Source organism: Kutzneria buriramensis, assembly GCF_003387475.1.
Classification (GTDB): Bacteria; Actinomycetota; Actinomycetes; order Mycobacteriales; family Pseudonocardiaceae; genus Kutzneria; species Kutzneria buriramensis.
In genome coordinates, this window is the sequence record NZ_QUNO01000005.1 from 566426 (window position 1) to 584707 (window position 18282).

Consider the following 18282-nt stretch of genomic DNA (forward strand, 5'->3'; position numbering starts at 1 on the left):
TTTGGGCAGACTCGCCGGGGTTCAGATGCGGCGGGTGAAGGCGGTGACGGGGCCCTTCTGGGAGACGCCGGTGTTGGACAGCCAGCCGTCCAGCTGCTGCTGCACCCGGCCCAGGGTGGGCCGGTGCCCGGGCTCCTTGTCCAGGGACGCCATGAGCAGCCGCCGGTGCACGGACCGCTCCGGCAGCTTGGTGTTGGGCTCGGCGTTGGCGCCGGCCAGCAGCGCGGCCATGGGGTTCTCACGGGTGCCGCGCGGCGGGCTGCCGGTGAGCGCGTAGCTGACGGTCGCGGCGAGCTGCCAGGCGTCGGACGCGGGGCTGGCGGAGTCGCCACGGGCGACCTCGGGTGCCAGGTAGTCCGGGGTGCCCATCATCATGCCGGTGGCGGTCAGCGTGCTGTCCCCCCGCCGCCGGGCCAGGCCGAAGTCGATCAGATGCGGGATGCCATCGTTGTCGATGATCACGTTCGACGGCTTGAGGTCCCGATGCAGCACCGACTTCTCGTGCGCCGCGTTCAGGGCCCCGGCCAGGGTCGACCACAGCCGCGCCGCCGACACGTCGTCGAGCAGGCCGTTGCGCTGCATCGCCTGCGCCAGCGACAGCCCCTCGACGTACTCCATGACGATGGCGATGCCGTCTTCCTCCTCGAGGATGTCGTAGACGTGCACGCAGTTCTCGTGCCGGACCGCGGCCAGCGCGCGGGCCTCCCGGTACATGCGCTCCTGGGTGTCTGCGTCGGAGGTGTGCGCGATCTTGATCGCGACCTGCCGGTTCAGGTTGGCGTCCATGGCCAGCCACACCTTGCCGAAGCCGCCGGCGCCGAGCTGGCGGATGCGGCGGAACCGGCCGCCGAACGAGTCGCCGGTGCTGTCGAACTTGGTCGGCGCGTCCAGCGGGTTGTAGACGGTCTTGTCCGGATCCGGCGCGGGCGGCGTGGCCCACGGCAGCGGACCGGGCGTCATCGCCAGGCCGGCCTGCGACGGGGCCGCCGGCTGCACGCGGGTGGGCGGCGGCAGCGGCCGGGGTTGGGGCCGCACCGGCGGCGGCTGGACCTGCGTCCGCGGCGCCTGCGGTTGCGGCTGGGCCTGGCTGTACATCTTCGTCGGCGGGTTCTGCCGGGGCATCGGCGCCTGCTGGGACGCCATCTGCGCCGACGGCGCGGGCGTCTGCGGCTTGGTCTGCGGCAGGGGCTTCGGCTGCGACGGCGGCATCGGCCGCTGTTCCCCCATCGCCTTCGCCCCCGGCTCGGCGGTCGCCGGCTCCTTGTGCAGCACGGCGTCGCTGGGGGTGCCGAGCAGCTTCACCGCCAGCACGCCGACCGCACTCACGGGTAAGAAGCCCAGCCAGAGCAGCCCGACCACGCCGACCGGCAGGTCGAGGGTGAAGAAAACCAGCAGCACGAACGGCGCGTAGTACAGCCGCGCCGGCCAGCGGGCCCCGCCGCGGAACGCGTTCTTGGCCTGCTTGGTGATCCAGAACAGGATGAACGCCGGCACCACGACCAGTGCCGCGATGGACAGCCAGCGCACCGGCGCGGCCTCGTAGCCGCTGGTGATCGCCAGCCCCGCCCGCGGCGAGCCGGCCAGCAGCTCGTCCTGGGTGTTCAGGACGTAGCAGAATTTCTCCTGGAGGCTGCGGCCCGCGCCGAAGCCGTCCGCGGCCAGCTGCCGCAGCGCGTCGGTCGCCCCCGAGAACGCCGAGAGCGGCAGCAGCAGGTTGCCGACCACCCCGATGCCGGTGAACAGGATCACCATGACCGGGTTGTAATTGTTGCCGCTGACCTTGCGAATCATCGCCACGAGCATCGCCGCGGCGATCGGGGCCAGCGCGAAGAAGCCGCCGGCGAGAATCGTCGTCAGCAGCCAGTCGCCATTGCAGACCCGCAGTCCGAACGCGCTGTGCAGTCCAGACAGCAGGCCGTTCACCAGCGCGCCGACACCGTCCACCCCGTCACTGTATCGCCGAGCGGAGAGTAGTAGCCCGGACAGCGCACCCGACATGCCGCTGTGTGCTCTGCGCTGAGGCCGGGCCGTTTGCGCAAACGGCCCGGCCTCAGCCTCTACCTGAGACTTACATTCGCCCTGCCTGGGAGCGCGACTCGCCGGGGTTCAGGGGGTCAGGGGATGGTCCAGGTCTGGGCGTTGGTGTTGTTGCAGTCGTAGATCTGGAGCTGGGTGCCGTTGGTGAGGGTGCTGCCGGGGTCGTCGAGGCAGCGGCCGGACTGCGGGTTCAGCAGCCCGGTGCCGTGTACCTGCCACTGCTGCGCGCCGGTGCCGTTGCAGTCGTAGAGCTGCACCTTGACGCCGTTGGCGGTGCCGGAGTTGGTGACGTCCAGGCACTTGCCCATCACCTGGAGGGTGCCGTCGCCGGGCACCGCCCACTTCTGGGCGTTGCTGCCGTTGCAGTCCCACAGCTGGATCGCCGTGTTGTTGCCGAGCCCGCTGTGGTTGTCGTCGGCGCACTTGCCCGCCAGCGCCGAGGTGATGGGCCCGCTCGTCACGTACGGAGCCCCCGTGCCGGGATACGACGGCGGCGCGGAGGACGCGGCCCACGAGGTGTTGGCGGTGGTGCCGAGCACGTAGTCAAGCGTCCCACCGGTGTTGACGATTGACGGCGCGAGAAATGCGTTGTTCCACGTGGATCCATTGAGCGACAACGACTGCACGTACGGCGCGTTGTCGGCGGCCTGCGGCGCGTTGACGGTCAGCGTGTTGCCGCCGGGCAGCGTGATCACCGACTGCGTGAACATCGGGCTGCCCAGCGCCAGGTCGGCGGTGCCGGGCGTCTCGGGGAACATGCCCAGCGCCGACCACACGTACCAGGCGCTCATGGTGCCGAGGTCGTCGTTGCCGGCGAGCCCGTTCGGCTTGTCGGTCCAGATCTGGTCCTGGACCTGCCGGATCACCTGTTGCGCCCGGTACGGCTGCCCCACGTAGTCGTACTCCCACGGCAGCTCGATGCTGGGCTCGTTGCCGAGGTCGGCCTTGCTGCCGCCGGCCCCGTTGAAACCCGACAACACGCTGTTCAGGTACGAGACGTAGGCCGCGTTTCCGCCGAATGCGGTCGCCAGGCCGTGAATGTTGAACGGCACCATTCCGGTGTACTGCCATGAGGTGCCCTCGACGAAGTTCGATCCGCTGGTCGCGCTGAATCCGCCGGTCCACGAGCCGTCGGCCTGCCGAGGCTGCATGAACTTGCTGGACGTGTTGAACAGGTTGACCCACTGCTGCGCACGGTTGGCGAACTTGGTCTGATTCGCCGTGTCACCGAGCGCGCCGGCATATGCCGACAGCGCGAAGTCGGCGGTGTCGTACTCCAGCTGCGTCGACACCGGTCCGTAGAAGTTGCAGCAGTTCCACTGGCCATCGGTCGGCAGGTAGCCAGGGGTCGTCAGATAGTTCTGACCTGGGCGGATGTTGTTCTGCACCGACGCCTCGTGCACCATCGCGGTCAGCGCCGCCGAGGTGTCGAAATTGCGTGCACCGAAGGCGTAGTAGTCAGCGAGAATGGAGGTTCCCGGGTCGCCGACCATCACGTACGTCTCGCCGTTGTTCAACGCCCACTTCGGTAGCATGCCGCTCTGCGCGTAGTCGTTGACCATCGACTGGGCGATGTCACTTGCCTTGTCCGGCGCCACCAGCGCCGACAACTGGGCCTGCGAGCGATATATGTCCCAGCCGGAGAAATTGGCGTACTGGGCGTGCCCGGCGGCGACGGCGTGCACCTTGTTGTCGAAGCCGATGTACTGCCCGTTGGCGTCGGAGAACACATTCGGGTGCAGCAGCGAGTGGTAGAGCGCCGAATAGAACGTCTGCTGCTGGGTCGCCGTGCCGCCGGCGATCGCGATCCGGCCCAACATGCTGTTCCACGCCGAGTGCGCCGCCTGGTGCACCGCGTCGAAGTCCCACTGGGCGTTCTCGGTGTCCCGGTTGTTCTGGGCGTTGGCCGTCGACACGTACGAGACGCCGACCTTGGCCTGCACGACCTGGTTGGCGGTGGTGTCGAAGGTCAGGTACTCGCCGTTGGGCCCGGTCAGCTGCGGGGTGACGGTCTGCGGCCGGGCCGGCGCGCCCGGCCGGGTCGAGTTGGGCACCGGGCCCGAGTCGAGGGCGCTGAACGTGCCGCTGGTGGTGAAGGGCTGGTCGAACTTGGCGGCGAAGTACACCGTGTACGTCGCACTGGCGCCGCAGAAGTGGCCGGTGGTCACCGAGCCGGTGATCTCGGTGTTGCTGACCGCGGTCACCGTGGTGTTGCTGACGGCGTTCTGGCTGCCGGCGAGCTTGATCAGCAGATTGGCCTGCTTGGTGGCGGGGAAGGTGAACCGGCCCATGCCGGATCTGGTGGTCGTGGTCAGCTCCGTGGTGATGCCGGAGTTGAGTTTGACCTTGTAGTAGCCGGCGTCGGCCTGCTCGTTGGCGTGTGTGAAGGCGGCGGTCGCGGAGCCGTTGATCGCGCCGGTGGTGGGCAGGAACGGCACGTCGCCCATGGCCCCGCAGCCGGGGCCGGCGATGTGCGTGAGGCTGAATCCGGTGATGGACGAGTCGTTGTACTCGTAGCCGCCGCCGTCGGGGCGGCTCGGCGTGTCGGGGCTCCACTGGACCATGCCGAACGGCACGTCGGCGCCGGGGAAGTCGTCGGCGGCGTTGCTCGTGCCGATGAACGTGTTGACGAGGGATGCGGGATCGGTCACCAGCGACGGCGTGACCGCCATAGCCGGTACGGCGGGTAGCAGCAGGGTCGCCAGCGCGGCCAACGCCAGCGTGCGGGGAAACGACATCAAGTTCACCCTTTCGCGATGACATCGTTGTCATGTTCGCCACTATTAACATCGGCGTCCCGAAACGGCGCGCGCACCGCCGAGCGGCCGATGAACGGCAACGGTCACGTCGCCCGAAGGGCGCAGGGACGAAGCGGATTCATCGGAGGACTGTTGACCGAAACCGTTTTCCCGCGTAGAACTTCCTTGCCGCGCGCCACCGCCACGCCGCGCTCGTCCTCACACGAGTGCGGCTCGTTCCTCGTGAGGACGTGCATAGGTGATCGGACGGCTCGGTTCGGCGCTGGTGACAACGGTGGGGCTGGTGCTGGCCCCGCTGTGCCACGACGGCGATGCGGCGAAGGCGCCGCACACCGTCGTGATGGACGGCCAGGCGCTGGCGAAGACCAAGTTCCAACTCGCGACCGGCACCGCTCCCAAGGCGACCCGCACCGCGTACAACCTGCTGCTCAAGACCGCCGACGCCGACCTGAAGGCCGGTCCGTGGTCGGTGACGGACAAGCCGCAGACCCCGCCCAGTGGCGACAAGCACGACTACATGAGCCAGGCCCCGTACTGGTGGGCCTCGCAGCCCAAGACCGCCGCCAACCCGCAGGGCTGCCCGTACATCAACAAGGACGGCCAGCGCAACCCCGAGGCCGACGCGATCACCGACCACACCGAGCGCATGGTGGCCTGGGACGCGATCCGCGACCTGACGCTGGCCTGGTACTACTCCGGCGACGTCAAGTACGCGCAGCGGGCCGAGCTGGACATCCGCACGTGGTTCCTCAACCCGGCCACGGCGATGAACCCCGACCTCAACTTCGCGCAGATCATCCCGTGCAGCACCAAGGTCTCCGGCACCGGGATCATCGACTCGTCGCAGAGCCTGACCCAGGTGCTGGACGCGCTGGCCGTGCTGGACTCCGGCGCGCCCGGCTGGACCGGCAAGGACACCAGCGCCGCCAAGGCCTGGTTCACCAAGTTCCTGACCTGGATGCAGACCAGCCCGCAGGCCAAGCTGGAGCTGGCCGCCACCAACAACCACGGCAGCTTCATCGACCAGCAGAACGCCGCCATGGCGCTCTACACCGGACAGACCGCGCTGGCCAAGAGCATCGTCGAGTCGGTCAAGCTGAACCGGATCGACAAGCAGATCAAGCCGGACGGCAGCCAGCCGCTGGAGCTGTCGCGCACGATGTCGTGGCACTACTCGAACTTCAACCTGGTGGCGCTGGGCCGGCTGGCCGAGATCGGCAAGAACGTGGGCGTCGACCTCTGGCACTACACCAGCCCGAGCGGCGGCAGCATCCTCAAGGCCGTCGACTTCCTGATCCCGGCCGCGGAGCAGGGCCAGAGCGTGTGGCCGTACCAGCAGATCAACGTGTTCGACCAGTCGATCGCCGTGGACATCTTCCACGCCGCGGCCGACCAGGCCGGCGACAAGGCGGCCGGCGCGGCGATCGCGAAGACGCCGGTGCCCGCGCTCGGCGACATGTGGCCCGTGCGGCCCGGAGTGACCTCCCTCGACCCGCCCCTCAAGTAGGGAGGGACCCCCAACCCTGACGGGAGTTCTCGAATGAAGCCACTAAGTAGTGGCGTGCTGCTCGCTGCGCAAATCACCATCGGTTTGGTCACGGTGGGAATGGCAGGAGCAGTGCACGCGGCGACGTCGACCACGGTCTACGTCTCGCCTACCGGATCGGACGCCAACCCCGGCACCAGCGCATCGGCGCCGTTGCAGACCGTGGGCAAGGCCCAGCAGGTCGTGCGGGGCCTCGTCGCCGGGCAGACCGGGGACGTCACGGTGAGCCTCGCCGACGGCGTGTACCCGCTGCCGTCCACGCTGTCGCTGGATTCAGGCGACAGCGGGACCGGCGGGCACAACGTGGTGTGGACCGCCGCGGCCGGCGCCCATCCGGTGCTCAGTGGCGGCATTTCGATCAGCGGATGGACGAAGTCGGACGCCGGCAAGAACATCTGGTCGGCGCCGGCTCCGTCCACTCTGGACACCCGACAGCTGTACGTGAACGGCGTCCGGGCCCAGCGGGCGAGCGGGAAACTGCCCGTCACGCTGACCCGGACGGCCACCGGCTACACCGCGTCGGCGTCCACAATGGCCGGATGGCGCAACCCGAGTGACATCGAGTTCGTGTATCGCGGCGGACTCGGCGCCTGGACCGAGCCGCGCTGCCCGATCGGCTCCATGTCCGGCACGACCATCACCATGGCCCAGCCGTGCTGGAACAACTCGGAGAAGCGCGTGATGCGCACCGACGGTTCCGGCCGCACGTACGAACTCGTCGGCCGGCAGGCGATCACCGAGTCGCCGACGCTGGTCGAGAACGCCTACGAGCTGCTCGACACCCCCGGCGAGTGGTACCTCGACAACAGCAAGCACACCGTGTACTACATCCCGCGCAGCGGCGAGAACCTCGCCACCGCAACGGTGACCGTGCCCAAGCTGGAGCACCTGGTGACCGGCAACGGCGTGCACAACGTGGTCTTCGACGGGATCCAGTTCTCCTACGCGACCTGGTTGCAGCCCAACACGTCCGAGGGCTTCTCCGAGATCCAGGCCAACTACACGCTGACCGGCCCGCACGGCTGGGACCAGCAGGGCCTGTGCAAGTTCGTGTCCGGCGGCACCTGCCCGTACGGGGCGTGGACCAAGCAGGGCGCGGCGGTGACGTTCACCGGCGACCAGAACGTGCAGTTCACCGGCGACTCGTTCACGCACCTCGGCGGCACCGGCCTCGACCTCGGCACCGGCTCGCAGAACGACCTGGTCAAGGGCAGCGTGTTCACCGACATCTCCGGCAACGGCCTGGCGCTGGGCGGCGTCGACGTCGTCACGCCGACCGCCGCGCAGCGCACCAGCGGCGACCAGATCGTCGACAACCACGTGTACAACGTGGCCTCGGAGTTCGTCGGCGGCATCGGCATCGACATCGGGTACGTCGAGAAGGCCACCGTGTCGCACAACCAGATCGACCACGTGCCCTACACCGGCATCTCGATCGGCTGGGGCGGTTGGCCGGACAAGGTCAAGCTGCCGGCGCAGCCCAACTACTCCAACGGCAACACGCTGTCCAACAACCTGATCTTCGACCACATGCAGCTGCTCAACGACGGCGCGGCCATCTACACCAACGGCATCACCGGGTCGTCGCTGGCGAACGGGGAGCACATCACCGGCAACCTGTTCCACGACCAGACCGGCAAGGGCCACGTGATCTACACCGACAACGGGGCCAGCTACATCACCATCACCGGCAACGGCGTGTACAGCACCGGCGCGGCCAACGCGTGGGGCAGCCGGCACACCGACTACACCGCCAACGACGGCAACTACGACCCGCTGGACATCGAGGGCAACTACTGGCAGAACGGGTCCGGCGACTCGAACTCCAAGAAGGTCGTGCTGAAGAACAACCACGCGATCACCGACGCGAGCGGCGTGCCGGCGAGCATCGTGGCCAATGCCGGCATCGAGAAGTCCTACGCCGGCATCCTGAAGTGGAAGCCCGCGGCCTGATCCTCCAATGCAGGGAAGGACGCCTTACCCTCGCTCAATGCGGGTAAGGCGTCCTTCCCTGCATCAGGGCTCAGCTCAGCGGCTGGCTGAAGCGGATGGCGTTGCCGAAGGGGTCGCGCAGGCCGCAGTCGATGCCGTAGTCGCGCTTGGTGGGCTGGTCGGTGAACTCCACGCCCTTGGCCAGCAGCGTCTCGTACGTCTTCTGGCAGTCGTCGGTGGTGAAGAACAGGGTGCCGGCCATCGCGCCCTTGGTGAGCAGCTCCCGGACCTGCGCGGCGGTCGCCTCGTCCATCCGGGGCGCGCCGGGCCGCTCCAGCAGGATCTCCCGGTCCGGCTCGCCGGGGACGTTGATCGTCAGCCACCGCATGAAGCCGAGGTCGGCGTCGGTGTTGACCTCCAGGCCGAGCTTGCCGACGTAGAAGTCGAGCGCCTCGTCCTGGTCGAGCACGAAGATCTGGGAAATCTTGAGGGCGTTGAACATGTCCCGAACGCTAGTGCCGCCACCCGGCGCCGCGCTTATCCAAAACTGCTGGGTCTCATCCACGACATGGCGAAGCAGGTCGGCACTGCGGCCAACGGTCCCCGGGCCCGGTACGCCGACGGCGACTCGCCGACGATGTCCCGGAAGGTGCGGCTGAACGTGCCGAGGCTGGTGAAGCCGACCTCCAGGCAGATCTCGGTGACGTTGCGGTCGCACGACCGCAGCAGGAACATGGCCCGCTCCACCCGCCGCCGCTGGAGGTACCGGTGCGGGGTCTCGCCGAAGGTGGCCCGGAAGGTGCGGATGAAGTGCGCCTGCGACACGTGCGCGATCCGGGCCAGCGCCGGCACGTCCAGCGGCTCGGCGTAGTGGCGGTCCATGGCGTCCCGGGCCCGCAGCATCCGGCGGTTGGTGTCCTCGGCGGCGCTACTCACAGCCAAATAACACCATGGGGCGAATGACACCACATCATGGGAACGGTTGCGGGCGGCGCCGCGACGTGACGATGCTCGGGGCATGTCCCTCACCAGCGGCGTGCTCGTCGGCAACCCCCGTCCCGCTTCCCGCACCCTCAACGCGGCCCTGGCGCTGCGCGACGCCGTCCACGGCCTGGTCGACGGCGTCCAGGCCGGCCCGGTCGTCGACGCGGCCGAACTGGCCCAGCAGGTTTTCACCCCCGGCGCGACCGCCGTGAAGGCGGCCCTGGAGGCGCTCAGCGCCACGAATGTGCTCGTGGTGGCGTCCCCGACGTACAAGGCGACCTACACCGGCCTGCTCAAGGCCGTGCTCGACCAGGCCCCCGGCGGCTTCCTCAATGGCATCGTCGCGCTGCCGCTCCAGGTGGCCGCCTCCGACAAGCACGCCCTGGCCGTCGACCTGCACCTGCGGCCGGTGCTGGTCGAGCTCGGCGCGATCGTGCCCGGTCCGGGCGTGTTCGTGAACGAGGCACGGTTGAACGGCGAGCAGGAATCCCTCGCCAAGGAGCTGGCCGACGAGCTGGAGTCGACCGGTACGGCGAAGACGCTCCGCGCACTGCTGGCTACCAGCAGCTAAGTTGATCGTGTGTCCGTAGCGGCAAGGATGAACCGGTTGCCGGTGACCCGTTCCCACCGGATGGCCACGGTCGCCGTCGGCCTCGGCCTCTTCTTCGACATCTACGAGATCTTCCTGGCCGGCACGCTGGCCAACGTCCTGGTCGCGAACTTCCACCTGGACAAGGCGATCCTGCCGGCCGTGCTGGCCTCGACGTTCGTCGGCATGTTCGTCGGCGCGATCCTGCTCGGCCGCCTGGCCGACCGGATCGGCCGGCGGCGGGCGTTCCTGCTCAGCCTGGGCGTGTACTCGCTGTTCTCGCTGCTCGGCGCGTTCAGCGTGGGCCCGTGGACGCTGATGCTCAGCCGGTTCTTCGCCGGCCTGGGCATCGGCGCGGAGCCGGCGGTGTCCGACACGTACCTCGGGGACCTGCTGCCGCCGAAGAAACGCGGCCTCTACACGGGCTGGGCGTACACGCTTTCTTTCCTGGGCGTCCCGGCCGTCGGCTTCCTGGCCAGCTGGCTGGTGCCGCTCGGCCCGAACGCGTGGCGCTGGCTGTTCGTCATCGGCGCGGCCGGCGCGGTGGTCGTGTTCCTGCTGCGGACCGGGCTGCCGGAGTCGCCGCGGTGGCTGGAGTCCGTCGGCCGGCACGAGGAGGCCGAGCGGATCGTCGCCCGGTTCGAGGCGGAGGCCGGCGGAAATCTGCCCGAGCCGGCCGCCGAAGAGCAGCCCAACACCACCAGCTCGGTCGGCGCGCTGCTGCGGCCGCCGTACCGCAGGCGGACGCTGATGATGGCGGTGTTCCACCTGCTCCAGACGTTCGGCTACTACGGCTTCGGCACGCTGGTACCGCAGGTGCTGGCGGCCAAGGGCTATTCGATCGTGCAGTCGCTGCTGTTCACCGCCATCACGTTCGTCGGCTACCCGGTCGGCGCGGCGCTGTCGCTGCCGATCATCGAGCGGATCGAGCGCAAGCACCTGGTGATCGCGTCCGGCCTCGGCATGGCCGCCCTCGGGCTGGCGTTCGGCTTCTCCTCGTCGGAGACGTTGATCCTGACCTTCGGCTTCCTGTACACCGCCGTGAGCAACGTGTTCAGCAACGCCTTCCACGTCTACCAGGCCGAGATCTTCCCGACCGCCCTGCGCTCGACGGCCGCCGGCGCGACGTACTCGCTGTCCCGGCTGTCCAGCGCCGCGATGCCGTTCGTGCTCGTGCCGCTGTTGCACGCCACCAACGCCGCCGTGCTGTTCGGCGTCGTCGCCGCTGCCATGCTCATCGTCGCGCTGGACGTCGGCCTGCTCGGGCCGCGCACCACCGGCCGTGACCTGGAATTGGTCAACATCTGAGCAAACCGCGCGGGCTACTGGCGCGTAGTAAGCACCGTGGCACGACTGACGGCGAGCGGCCGACTCCGGCAGGCACGGCAACACACGAGGCACGCGGCGCAACCCCTGGCCGCGGCCGCCGAGCCGCCCCGTCCCGCGCGCCGCAAACCGGGAGCGGGCTGGCTGGCGTACGTGTTTCCGCTGGTCATCGCCCTGAGCGCGGTCGTCGGGTTCAAGGTGATCAAGGAGCCGGCGACCGCCGAGTCCGCCCCGACACCCACACCCGCCGCCGGCCGGGCCGCGTCCCCGCTGTCCGTCGGCGAGGCCCCGCCCGGCGCGAAGTTCGCCAAGCAGGTCGCCTCCGCCCAACTGCCCGACGGCGGGCCGCTGCCCGGGCCTGGCAAGGGCACGTTCCACGTCGTGCCCGGCACCTCGCCGCAGGTCGGCAAGGGCAAGCTCACCACGTACACCGTCGAGGTCGAGGACGGCTTCCAGCCCACCGGCGGGGACGCCGACTTCGCCACAATGGTGCAGGCCACCCTGTCCAACCCCAAGAGCTGGATCGGCGGCGGCCAGATCGCGCTGAAGCGCGTCGACTCCGGCAAGCCCGACCTGCACATCCGGCTCGCCTCCCAGCAGACCACCCGCGGTCCCCAGGTCTGCGGCTTCGACATCCCGTACGACACGTCCTGCCGCCTCGACGACGCCGTGTACCTCAACGACGCCCGCTGGGAGCGCGGGGCCGTCGCGTTCCAGGGCAACATGCTGCTGTACCAGCAGTACGCCGTGAACCACGAGGTCGGACACTTCTTCGGCGGCAACCACCTGCCGTGCTCGCAGAACGGCGGGCTGGCGCCGGTGATGATGCAGCAGACCCTGTCCACGTCCAACGACGACCTCGCCGACCTCACCACCCAGAACCCGCAGGGCGTGGTCGTGCCGCACGACGGCAAGGTCTGCCAGCCAAACCCGTGGCCGTTCCCCGTCGCCGGCCAGGGCCAGTAGCTCGCGGTCGAAGTCACCGAGCACGGCGTCGCCGCCGTTTTTCGCTCGACGGCGGCTGCGATCATGGGCCGCATGGAGCTCTTCCGCACGGACCGGCGCGTCCGCATCTGGCTGCAAACGGTGTCGCACCGGCAGTTGCTGCTCCGCGCCGTCGAGTCGAGCGAGCCGACGCGACTGGACCTGCTGTTCAAGGCGGTGGAACGGCAGTGCATCCGGTCCGCCTATGACGGACTGGTCGTGCGGCGCCCCCGTGCGGACGAGGACTTCCCTCCGGACGCGTTCGTGCTGGAGTCCGGCGACATACGCGACCACGTGTGCGCCGGCAGCTTCCGCTGGCAGGAGGACGAGCAGACCGACCTCGGTCCAGACTCGATGGTGACGAACATGATGCCGCTGCCGTTCGAGCCGACCTGGAACACCGGCGAGAGGCCGCATGGCTGGGAGCCCACCGGGCCGGTGATCCCGCTCGGCGGGCTCATCGACGCCCTGACCAACGAGATCGCGGAGCCGCCGAGCGGTTTCCGGCACGTGCACGTCGTCGTGGTGAAGATCGACGACGGCGTCCGGGACATCACCCGGCCGGTGGCGGTCTACCTAACCCGGGAGGAAGCGGAGGCGGCGATACGTACGGAGGTCGAAGCGAAGGCGGCCCTGCTCGCCCGCGCCGAGGCGCATGACGCCCGCATCCAGGACACGCTCGTGGCCAAGACCCTCGCCGACACCACCATCCGACGCTGGATCGTCCCCGTCCCGATCCGCCTCTGACGTCAGGAAAGGACCATTCCTCACGTTCAACGTCAGGAATGGTCCTTTCCCGGCAGCGCCGACAGGGCGGCGGCGCGGCTCAGACGATCTCGACGGCCTCGTCGAAGTCGAGGCGGGGCAGGCGCGGGAACCAGGCGTCGGGGCCGGGCTTGCCGATGTTGACGACGACCAGCGGCTCCTGGGTGCCGTCGGCGAAGAACTCCTGGCGCACGCCCTCGGCGTCGAAGCCGGTCATGGGCCCGGCGGCGAGGCCGGCGGCGCGCACGCCGAGGATGAAGTAGCCGACCTGGAGCAGGGCGTTGAACTTGGCCATGTCCTGACGCTTCGACGCGTCCGGGAAGCGGTCCTTGGCGTTGGGCACGTGCGGGAACGTGCGGTGCAGGTGCTCGTGGAAGTCGCTGTCGGCGGACAGGATGGCCACGACCGGGGCGGTGCCGGTCTTGGCCCGGTTGCCCTCGGACATGTGCGGCAGCAGCCGCGCCCGAGCCTCCTCGCTGCGGATGAAGGTGACCCGCAGCGGCTGGATGTTCATGCTGGTCGGGGCCCACTTGACCAGGTCGTAGATGGCCCGCAGCTGCTCGTCGGAGACGGGCTCGTCGGAGAAGGTGTTGGCGGTGCGGGCCTCGTGGAACAGCAGCTCCTGGGCGGAGCGCTCGAGTTCGAGGGCGTCGAGTGTCGCGGTCATGCCGTCCGCAACGATGCTGAGCGCTCAACTATTTCAGATCGGAAGGTTGAGTGTTCACCTTCACACCGTTGAAGAGGAGGTTGAGCAGCACGGCGGCGATGCTGCCGGCGCTGATGCCGGAGTTCATGATCGTCTGGAACCACCCGGGGAACTGGGCGTACACGGTCGGCGCGGCCACCGGCACCAGGCCGATGCCCAGCGCGACGGCGATGATCATCAGGTTGTTGGTGCCGTCGAACGACACCTGCTTGAGCATGCGCACCCCGCCGGCCGCCACCGAGCCGAACATGACGATGCCGGCGCCGCCCAGCACCGGCTGCGGCACCGAGGCGACGATCTCCCCCAGCACCGGGACGAGCCCCAGCAGCACGAGAATGCCGCCGGCGGTGGCGACCACGTACCGGCTGCGCACCCGGGTCAGCGCCACCAGCCCCACGTTCTGCCCGAAAGCGGTGTACGGGAACGTGTTGAAGATGCCGCCGAGCAGGCTGGACAGGCCGTCCGCGCGCAGCGCCCGGGCCAGCGTCGTGGTGTCCACGGGCCGGTCCACGATCTCGCCGACGGCCAGCACGCTGCCGCTGGTCTCGGTCATCGTCACCAGCATCACGATCACGAACGCCACGATCGCGCCGGGCTCGAAGGTCGGCAGTCCGAAGTGGAACGGCGTGGTGACCTCGATCGCCGGCGAACCGCCCACGTGCGAGAAATCGGTCAGCCCCAACGGAATCGCCGCGACCGTGCCGACCACGATGCCCACCAGCACGGCGATCCGGCCGAGCAGACCCGGCACGAAACGGTGCACCAGCACGACGAGCACCAGCACCCCGAACGCCACGGCGAGGTTCAGCGGCTTGCCGAAGCCGGGCGTGCCGACGCCGCCGGCGGCCCAGCCGACCGCGACCGGCAGCAGCGACACCCCGATCACCAGGATGATCGTCCCGGTCACCACCGGCGGGAAGAACCGCGTCAGGCGGGAGAAGTACGGCGCGAGCAGCACCACCACCAGCCCGGACACGATGATCGCGCCGTAGCCGGCGGGCAGCCCGCCACCGGTGGTGCCGATCATGACCATCGGCGTCACCGCCGCGAACGTGCAGCCCTGCATGATCGGCAGCCGCGCGCCGAAGACCCAGACGCCCAGGCACTGCAACAGGGTCGCCACCCCGGACACCAGCAGGTCGGCGTTGACCAGGTAGCCGATGTCCGCAGTGGACAGATGCATCGCGCCGCCGACGATGAGCGGCACGGCCACCGCGCCCGCGTACATCGCGAGCACGTGCTGGAGTCCGAACGTGAGCAGCTGGCCAGCGGGTAGCCGCTGGTCGACAGGGTGCACGGTCATCGTGCGGAGTCTAGGTCCGCCGCGTTACCGCCGCGTCACGCCGATCGTCAGGCAGCTGGGGCGGACTCCGTCAGCCGCGCGATGACCCGGTGCGTGACCTTGCGCTCGGCCACGAAGGACAGGAACGGGATGGTGCCGGCGAGCAGCACGCCCAGCGTGTACAGCGGCTGCCACTTGGACTTCAGCGACAGGTCGAAGGCGCACACCAGGTAGACCATGTAGAGGAAGCCGTGGATCGGGCCGACGACGGCGACCAGGGTGGGCGCGTCCGCGGTGTACTTGATGATCACGCCCACGGTCAGCACGAGCAGACCGACACCGGTCAGGTAGGCCATGAACCGGAACCGGGCGAGGGAGCCCTTCATCGACTTACTCTCCGTCTCTCGCGCTCAGCGCCGCGAGGTAGCTGTTGTACTGCGCCATCGCGTCGTCCACCCGGTCGGCCTCGGCGGCCTGGCGCCATTCGGTCGGCGACCGCCGCGGCTTGGCCACGGGCGCCTCGGGCTCGGCGACGGGCTCCGCCGACGCGGCCTCGCCGGCGCGGCGTTCCTTGTCCAGCTGCCACATCCGCCAGTACATGAACGGGACGAACAGACCGAACAGCGGCCACTGGAGGGCATAGCCGAGGTTCTGCAGGCTGCCGGTCGACTCCTGCGACCGGTCCCACTGCCACCAGCCGAGTCGGAAGCAGGCCAGCATCGCCACCAATGCCAGCAGGTGCACCAGCAGCCAGCGCGGGGCTAGCAGACCTCGAACCACGATGTCGACGGTAACACCGCCGGGTCAGCGGCCGGCACTGGCCTTGGCCGCCGCATCCGCCACCGTGAACACCTTTTGCCCGTATTCCACCGAGTCGTTGTACGACAGCACGGCCGCCCACCACCCGGCGGCGGTGGCCAGGTCGCGCCCGCCCGCGCACAGGTAGCGCCCGGCGGTCACGGCGGCGTCGTCGATGTTCTGCGGGTTGGCCACGCCGTCGCCGTTGCCGTCCGAGGCCCAGTTCCGCCAGGTGGACGGGATGAACTGCATCGGCCCGACGGCTCGGTCGTGCACCGGGTCGCCGTCCAGCGATCCGCCGTCGGTGTCGGAGATGTTCGCCACGCCGGCGCCGTTGAGCGGCACCCCGATGATCGGCTTGGTCTCGTCGCCGTTGGCCGCCAGCGACGCGCCGCCGTAGCGGCCGTGGTCGGACTCGATGCGCCCGATGCCGGCGAGCATCGTCCACGGCAGGTGGCAGGCGGGCTGCACCTTGGCCATGGTCAGGTCGGCGTTGGCGTACGCGCGCAGCGCGCGGGCCGGGATGCCGGTGGCTGCGGACACGCGGGACAGCCACGCGTCGGCGGTCTCCTGCTGGCCGGCGGCGCTGGCCTGGGCCGAGGGCTGCGCGGCGTCGGCGGCCGGGGCCGCCGCACCGACCTGCACCGGCGCCGGGGCGACGTGCAGTGCGGGGAAGTCGACCGCGACGGGATGAGGCGTGGGCGTGCTGGCCCGGTCGACCAGCCACAGCGCCGCGCCCGCCACCGCGAGCACAAGGAAGACAACCAGCAGCCGGAACACCACCCTCGGTGGGCGAGCGGACGACGTCGCCGTCGGCTCGGACTGCTGGATCGCCATCACGACAGGCTACCCGCTAGTAGCCTCAAAACCACTGGCTACCGGCGGTGCGTCACCGCCGGTTCGCCCGATTCAGGGACGCTGCTGCCGGTTCAGCCGGGCCACGCACCAGGCTGCCGCACTGCCCCGACGCAGGTGCTCCAGCACGGTGAGCGGGCCGAGTCGGCGCGCCAGGTCGGACGGCGCCAGGCCGGCCGCGCGGTAGTCCAGCGCACGCTGGTCGAGCGGGCTAATGCCGGCGTCCCACCAGGCCTCGGCCTCCTCGACGGCGCCGGCCAGCTGCCAGCACGTCGCGACCTCGGTGAGCAGCTCGTCGGGCACCCCGGGCAGGCGCTTGCGCATCGCCGCCAGGTAGGCCGGGTCGACGGCGTCCACCTCGAACAGTCCGCGGGCGCTGCCTCGGGCGCCCCGCTGGGCGGGAATCCCGGGCCGCTGGCGCGGAACGGTCGGCGTCTCGGCAAGCCACTGGGACTTGATCCGATTCACCTCTTGGAGCTCGGCGTCCTGCGACCGCTCGGCAGTCCACTGCCTGACGAGCTCGTCGACCCCGGAGTCTTCGACCATCCGTGCCTCCTCATGGCTGATGATCACCCAACGCCTGCGAACCGTATTGCGTTCCGCCGGAGCACCGCTAGACCCGATTCCCGTTACCTGGGTGTGATCGGGGTTAATGCACCCGGTCGGTGGAACTGTGCCTGCGCTGACTACTTTGCGCAATCGGCCGAGCAGGTGTCACTCGCGGCTAGAGTTGCTGCACGAACGTGATGATCGCTTGCGCTCCGTGACCGAGCCCGCCGAGGATCTCCTTCACCCAGTTCGCGGACGTCACCGGCTGGGCGATCAGGGCGAACAGCAGCAGGGCGACGCCGGCGAAGATGAGAACCCTTTTCATCCCTCGTGCACCTTCTTCGATCGCGGACAGCCCGTCGGGGTCCATGATCGACCATGCGAAGGCCGAGGTCACAGAGCGCAGGCGGGCGTGTCGTCGTTCCCGGTTCGGGTTAACTCCGACGGGTCGGTCCAAACGGTAGCGTACGAGGGAGTGATCGCAGGTCAGAGTGCACGAAGGTGTCAACTCGGGCACGTGGCCAGCATCTGCGCCAGCGCGTCGTGCTCGGCCTGGGTCACGAACAGCTGGTAGGTGTGCTTCACGATCACCCAGTTGGTCGCGTACGTGCACCAGAAGCCCTGGTTGGCCGGCTTCCAGTTGGCCGGGTCCTGGTCGCCCTTGCCGCGGTTGCTCGACGCCGACACGGCCAGCAGCTGCGGAGCGGTCAGGTCGTTGGCGAAGTCCTGGCGGCGCTGGTCGGTCCACTTGTCGGCGCCGGTCCGCCAGGCCGCGGCCAGCGGCACGACGTGGTCGATGTCCAGGTCGCCGGCCCTGATGATCTGCTTGCTGTCGTACGGGCTGACCCACTTGCCGCCGGTCGCGCGGCAGGAGGCGTCCTTGCGCACGTCCTTGCCGTCCCGCTCGATGACCACCTCCCGGGTGTCGCACCCGTTACCCTGCGTGATCCAGTGCTTGAAGCGGTCCCGCGAATAGCCGGCCATCGAGTGCCAGGTCCCGATCGGCAGCTGCGCCAACTGCACCTGGGCGGGTGAGGAACCGCTGGCCGGGGCTGCCGGGCCGGCAACATCCTTGGCGACGAACGCCGCTATCACGAGAACGACAACCGCGGCAAGGGTCAACAGCCAACTCCGTGTGCGCATCGCCAGATCATTTCCCGTCGCCATGCA

The 18282-nt window shown here is 69.3% G+C and carries 18 protein-coding genes; 6 read left to right on the forward strand and 12 right to left on the reverse strand.

The features are described 5' to 3' along the window. Window positions 1-21 precede the first annotated feature (21 nt). Together BCF44_RS17825 and BCF44_RS17830 are read right to left on the reverse strand one after the other, a co-directional pair. Complete coding sequence (locus BCF44_RS17825; protein WP_246015189.1) at window positions 22-1944, reverse strand: serine/threonine-protein kinase; 1923 nt, start codon at window positions 1942-1944, stop codon at window positions 22-24. Window positions 1945-2114: 170 nt separating this feature from the next. After that, a complete protein-coding gene (locus tag BCF44_RS17830) occupies window positions 2115-4775 on the reverse strand; it encodes a lectin (protein WP_246015190.1) in 2661 nt (886 codons plus the stop codon). A 259-nt stretch (window positions 4776-5034) separates the two neighbouring features. Here BCF44_RS17830 and BCF44_RS17835 point away from each other — a divergent pair, with 259 nt between their 5' ends. Together BCF44_RS17835 and BCF44_RS17840 are read left to right on the forward strand one after the other, a co-directional pair. Then, window positions 5035-6303, forward strand: a complete 1269-nt coding sequence (locus BCF44_RS17835; RefSeq protein WP_246015191.1) for an alginate lyase family protein — start codon at window positions 5035-5037, stop codon at window positions 6301-6303. Window positions 6304-6402: 99 nt separating this feature from the next. Further along, window positions 6403-8295, forward strand: a complete 1893-nt coding sequence (locus BCF44_RS17840) for a right-handed parallel beta-helix repeat-containing protein (RefSeq protein ID WP_147328524.1) — start codon at window positions 6403-6405, stop codon at window positions 8293-8295. 70 nt (window positions 8296-8365) lie between these two features. Here BCF44_RS17840 and BCF44_RS17845 read toward each other — a convergent pair whose 3' ends face one another. Both BCF44_RS17845 and BCF44_RS17850 read right to left on the reverse strand, forming a co-directional pair. After that, window positions 8366-8776, reverse strand: coding sequence for a VOC family protein (locus tag BCF44_RS17845; RefSeq protein ID WP_116175394.1), 411 nt, complete (start codon window positions 8774-8776; stop codon window positions 8366-8368). 35 nt (window positions 8777-8811) lie between these two features. Continuing rightward, window positions 8812-9177: a helix-turn-helix domain-containing protein gene (locus BCF44_RS17850; protein ID WP_116175527.1), complete on the reverse strand. Its 366-nt coding sequence runs from the start codon at window positions 9175-9177 to the stop codon at window positions 8812-8814. 115 nt (window positions 9178-9292) lie between these two features. On the opposite strand from BCF44_RS17850, the gene BCF44_RS17855 reads away from it, so the two are divergent. The 4 genes from BCF44_RS17855 to BCF44_RS17870 all read left to right on the forward strand — a co-directional run bounded on the left by BCF44_RS17855 (window position 9293) and on the right by BCF44_RS17870 (window position 12904). Further along, window positions 9293-9829 (forward strand): NADPH-dependent FMN reductase, encoded by a 537-nt coding sequence (locus tag BCF44_RS17855; RefSeq protein ID WP_116175395.1) that lies wholly within the window; start codon window positions 9293-9295, stop codon window positions 9827-9829. Window positions 9830-9856: 27 nt separating this feature from the next. Next, window positions 9857-11155 (forward strand): MFS transporter, encoded by a 1299-nt coding sequence (locus tag BCF44_RS17860; protein ID WP_116175396.1) that lies wholly within the window; start codon window positions 9857-9859, stop codon window positions 11153-11155. Window positions 11156-11191: 36 nt separating this feature from the next. Further along, a complete protein-coding gene (locus BCF44_RS17865; protein ID WP_147328525.1) occupies window positions 11192-12139 on the forward strand; it encodes a DUF3152 domain-containing protein in 948 nt (315 codons plus the stop codon). A gap of 72 nt (window positions 12140-12211) precedes the next feature. Next, on the forward strand, window positions 12212-12904 hold the full coding sequence (locus BCF44_RS17870; RefSeq protein ID WP_116175398.1) for a hypothetical protein: 693 nt from the start codon (window positions 12212-12214) through the stop codon (window positions 12902-12904). 79 nt (window positions 12905-12983) lie between these two features. Here BCF44_RS17870 and BCF44_RS17875 read toward each other — a convergent pair whose 3' ends face one another. The 8 genes from BCF44_RS17875 to BCF44_RS17910 form a co-directional block, all read right to left on the reverse strand. Then, the gene (locus BCF44_RS17875) at window positions 12984-13589 is read right to left on the reverse strand and encodes a malonic semialdehyde reductase (RefSeq protein ID WP_116175399.1); all 606 of its coding nucleotides are present in this window, start codon (window positions 13587-13589) and stop codon (window positions 12984-12986) included. Between the two features lie 28 nt (window positions 13590-13617). Next, window positions 13618-14931, reverse strand: a complete 1314-nt coding sequence (locus tag BCF44_RS17880) for a nucleobase:cation symporter-2 family protein (RefSeq protein WP_116175400.1) — start codon at window positions 14929-14931, stop codon at window positions 13618-13620. A 47-nt stretch (window positions 14932-14978) separates the two neighbouring features. Continuing rightward, window positions 14979-15296, reverse strand: a complete 318-nt coding sequence (locus BCF44_RS17885; RefSeq protein WP_116175401.1) for a DUF3817 domain-containing protein — start codon at window positions 15294-15296, stop codon at window positions 14979-14981. Window positions 15297-15300: 4 nt separating this feature from the next. Next, window positions 15301-15690: a hypothetical protein gene (locus tag BCF44_RS17890; RefSeq protein WP_246015192.1), complete on the reverse strand. Its 390-nt coding sequence runs from the start codon at window positions 15688-15690 to the stop codon at window positions 15301-15303. A 24-nt stretch (window positions 15691-15714) separates the two neighbouring features. Further along, window positions 15715-16545 (reverse strand): lytic transglycosylase domain-containing protein, encoded by an 831-nt coding sequence (locus BCF44_RS17895; protein WP_116175402.1) that lies wholly within the window; start codon window positions 16543-16545, stop codon window positions 15715-15717. Between the two features lie 72 nt (window positions 16546-16617). Continuing rightward, complete coding sequence (locus tag BCF44_RS17900) at window positions 16618-17109, reverse strand: helix-turn-helix transcriptional regulator (protein ID WP_116175403.1); 492 nt, start codon at window positions 17107-17109, stop codon at window positions 16618-16620. Between the two features lie 178 nt (window positions 17110-17287). After that, the gene (locus tag BCF44_RS17905) at window positions 17288-17437 is read right to left on the reverse strand and encodes a hypothetical protein (protein WP_246015194.1); all 150 of its coding nucleotides are present in this window, start codon (window positions 17435-17437) and stop codon (window positions 17288-17290) included. Window positions 17438-17616: 179 nt separating this feature from the next. Further along, entirely contained in the window at window positions 17617-18255 is a 639-nt protein-coding gene (locus tag BCF44_RS17910) for an HNH endonuclease family protein (protein ID WP_116175404.1), read from the reverse strand. Window positions 18256-18282: the final 27 nt, after the last annotated feature.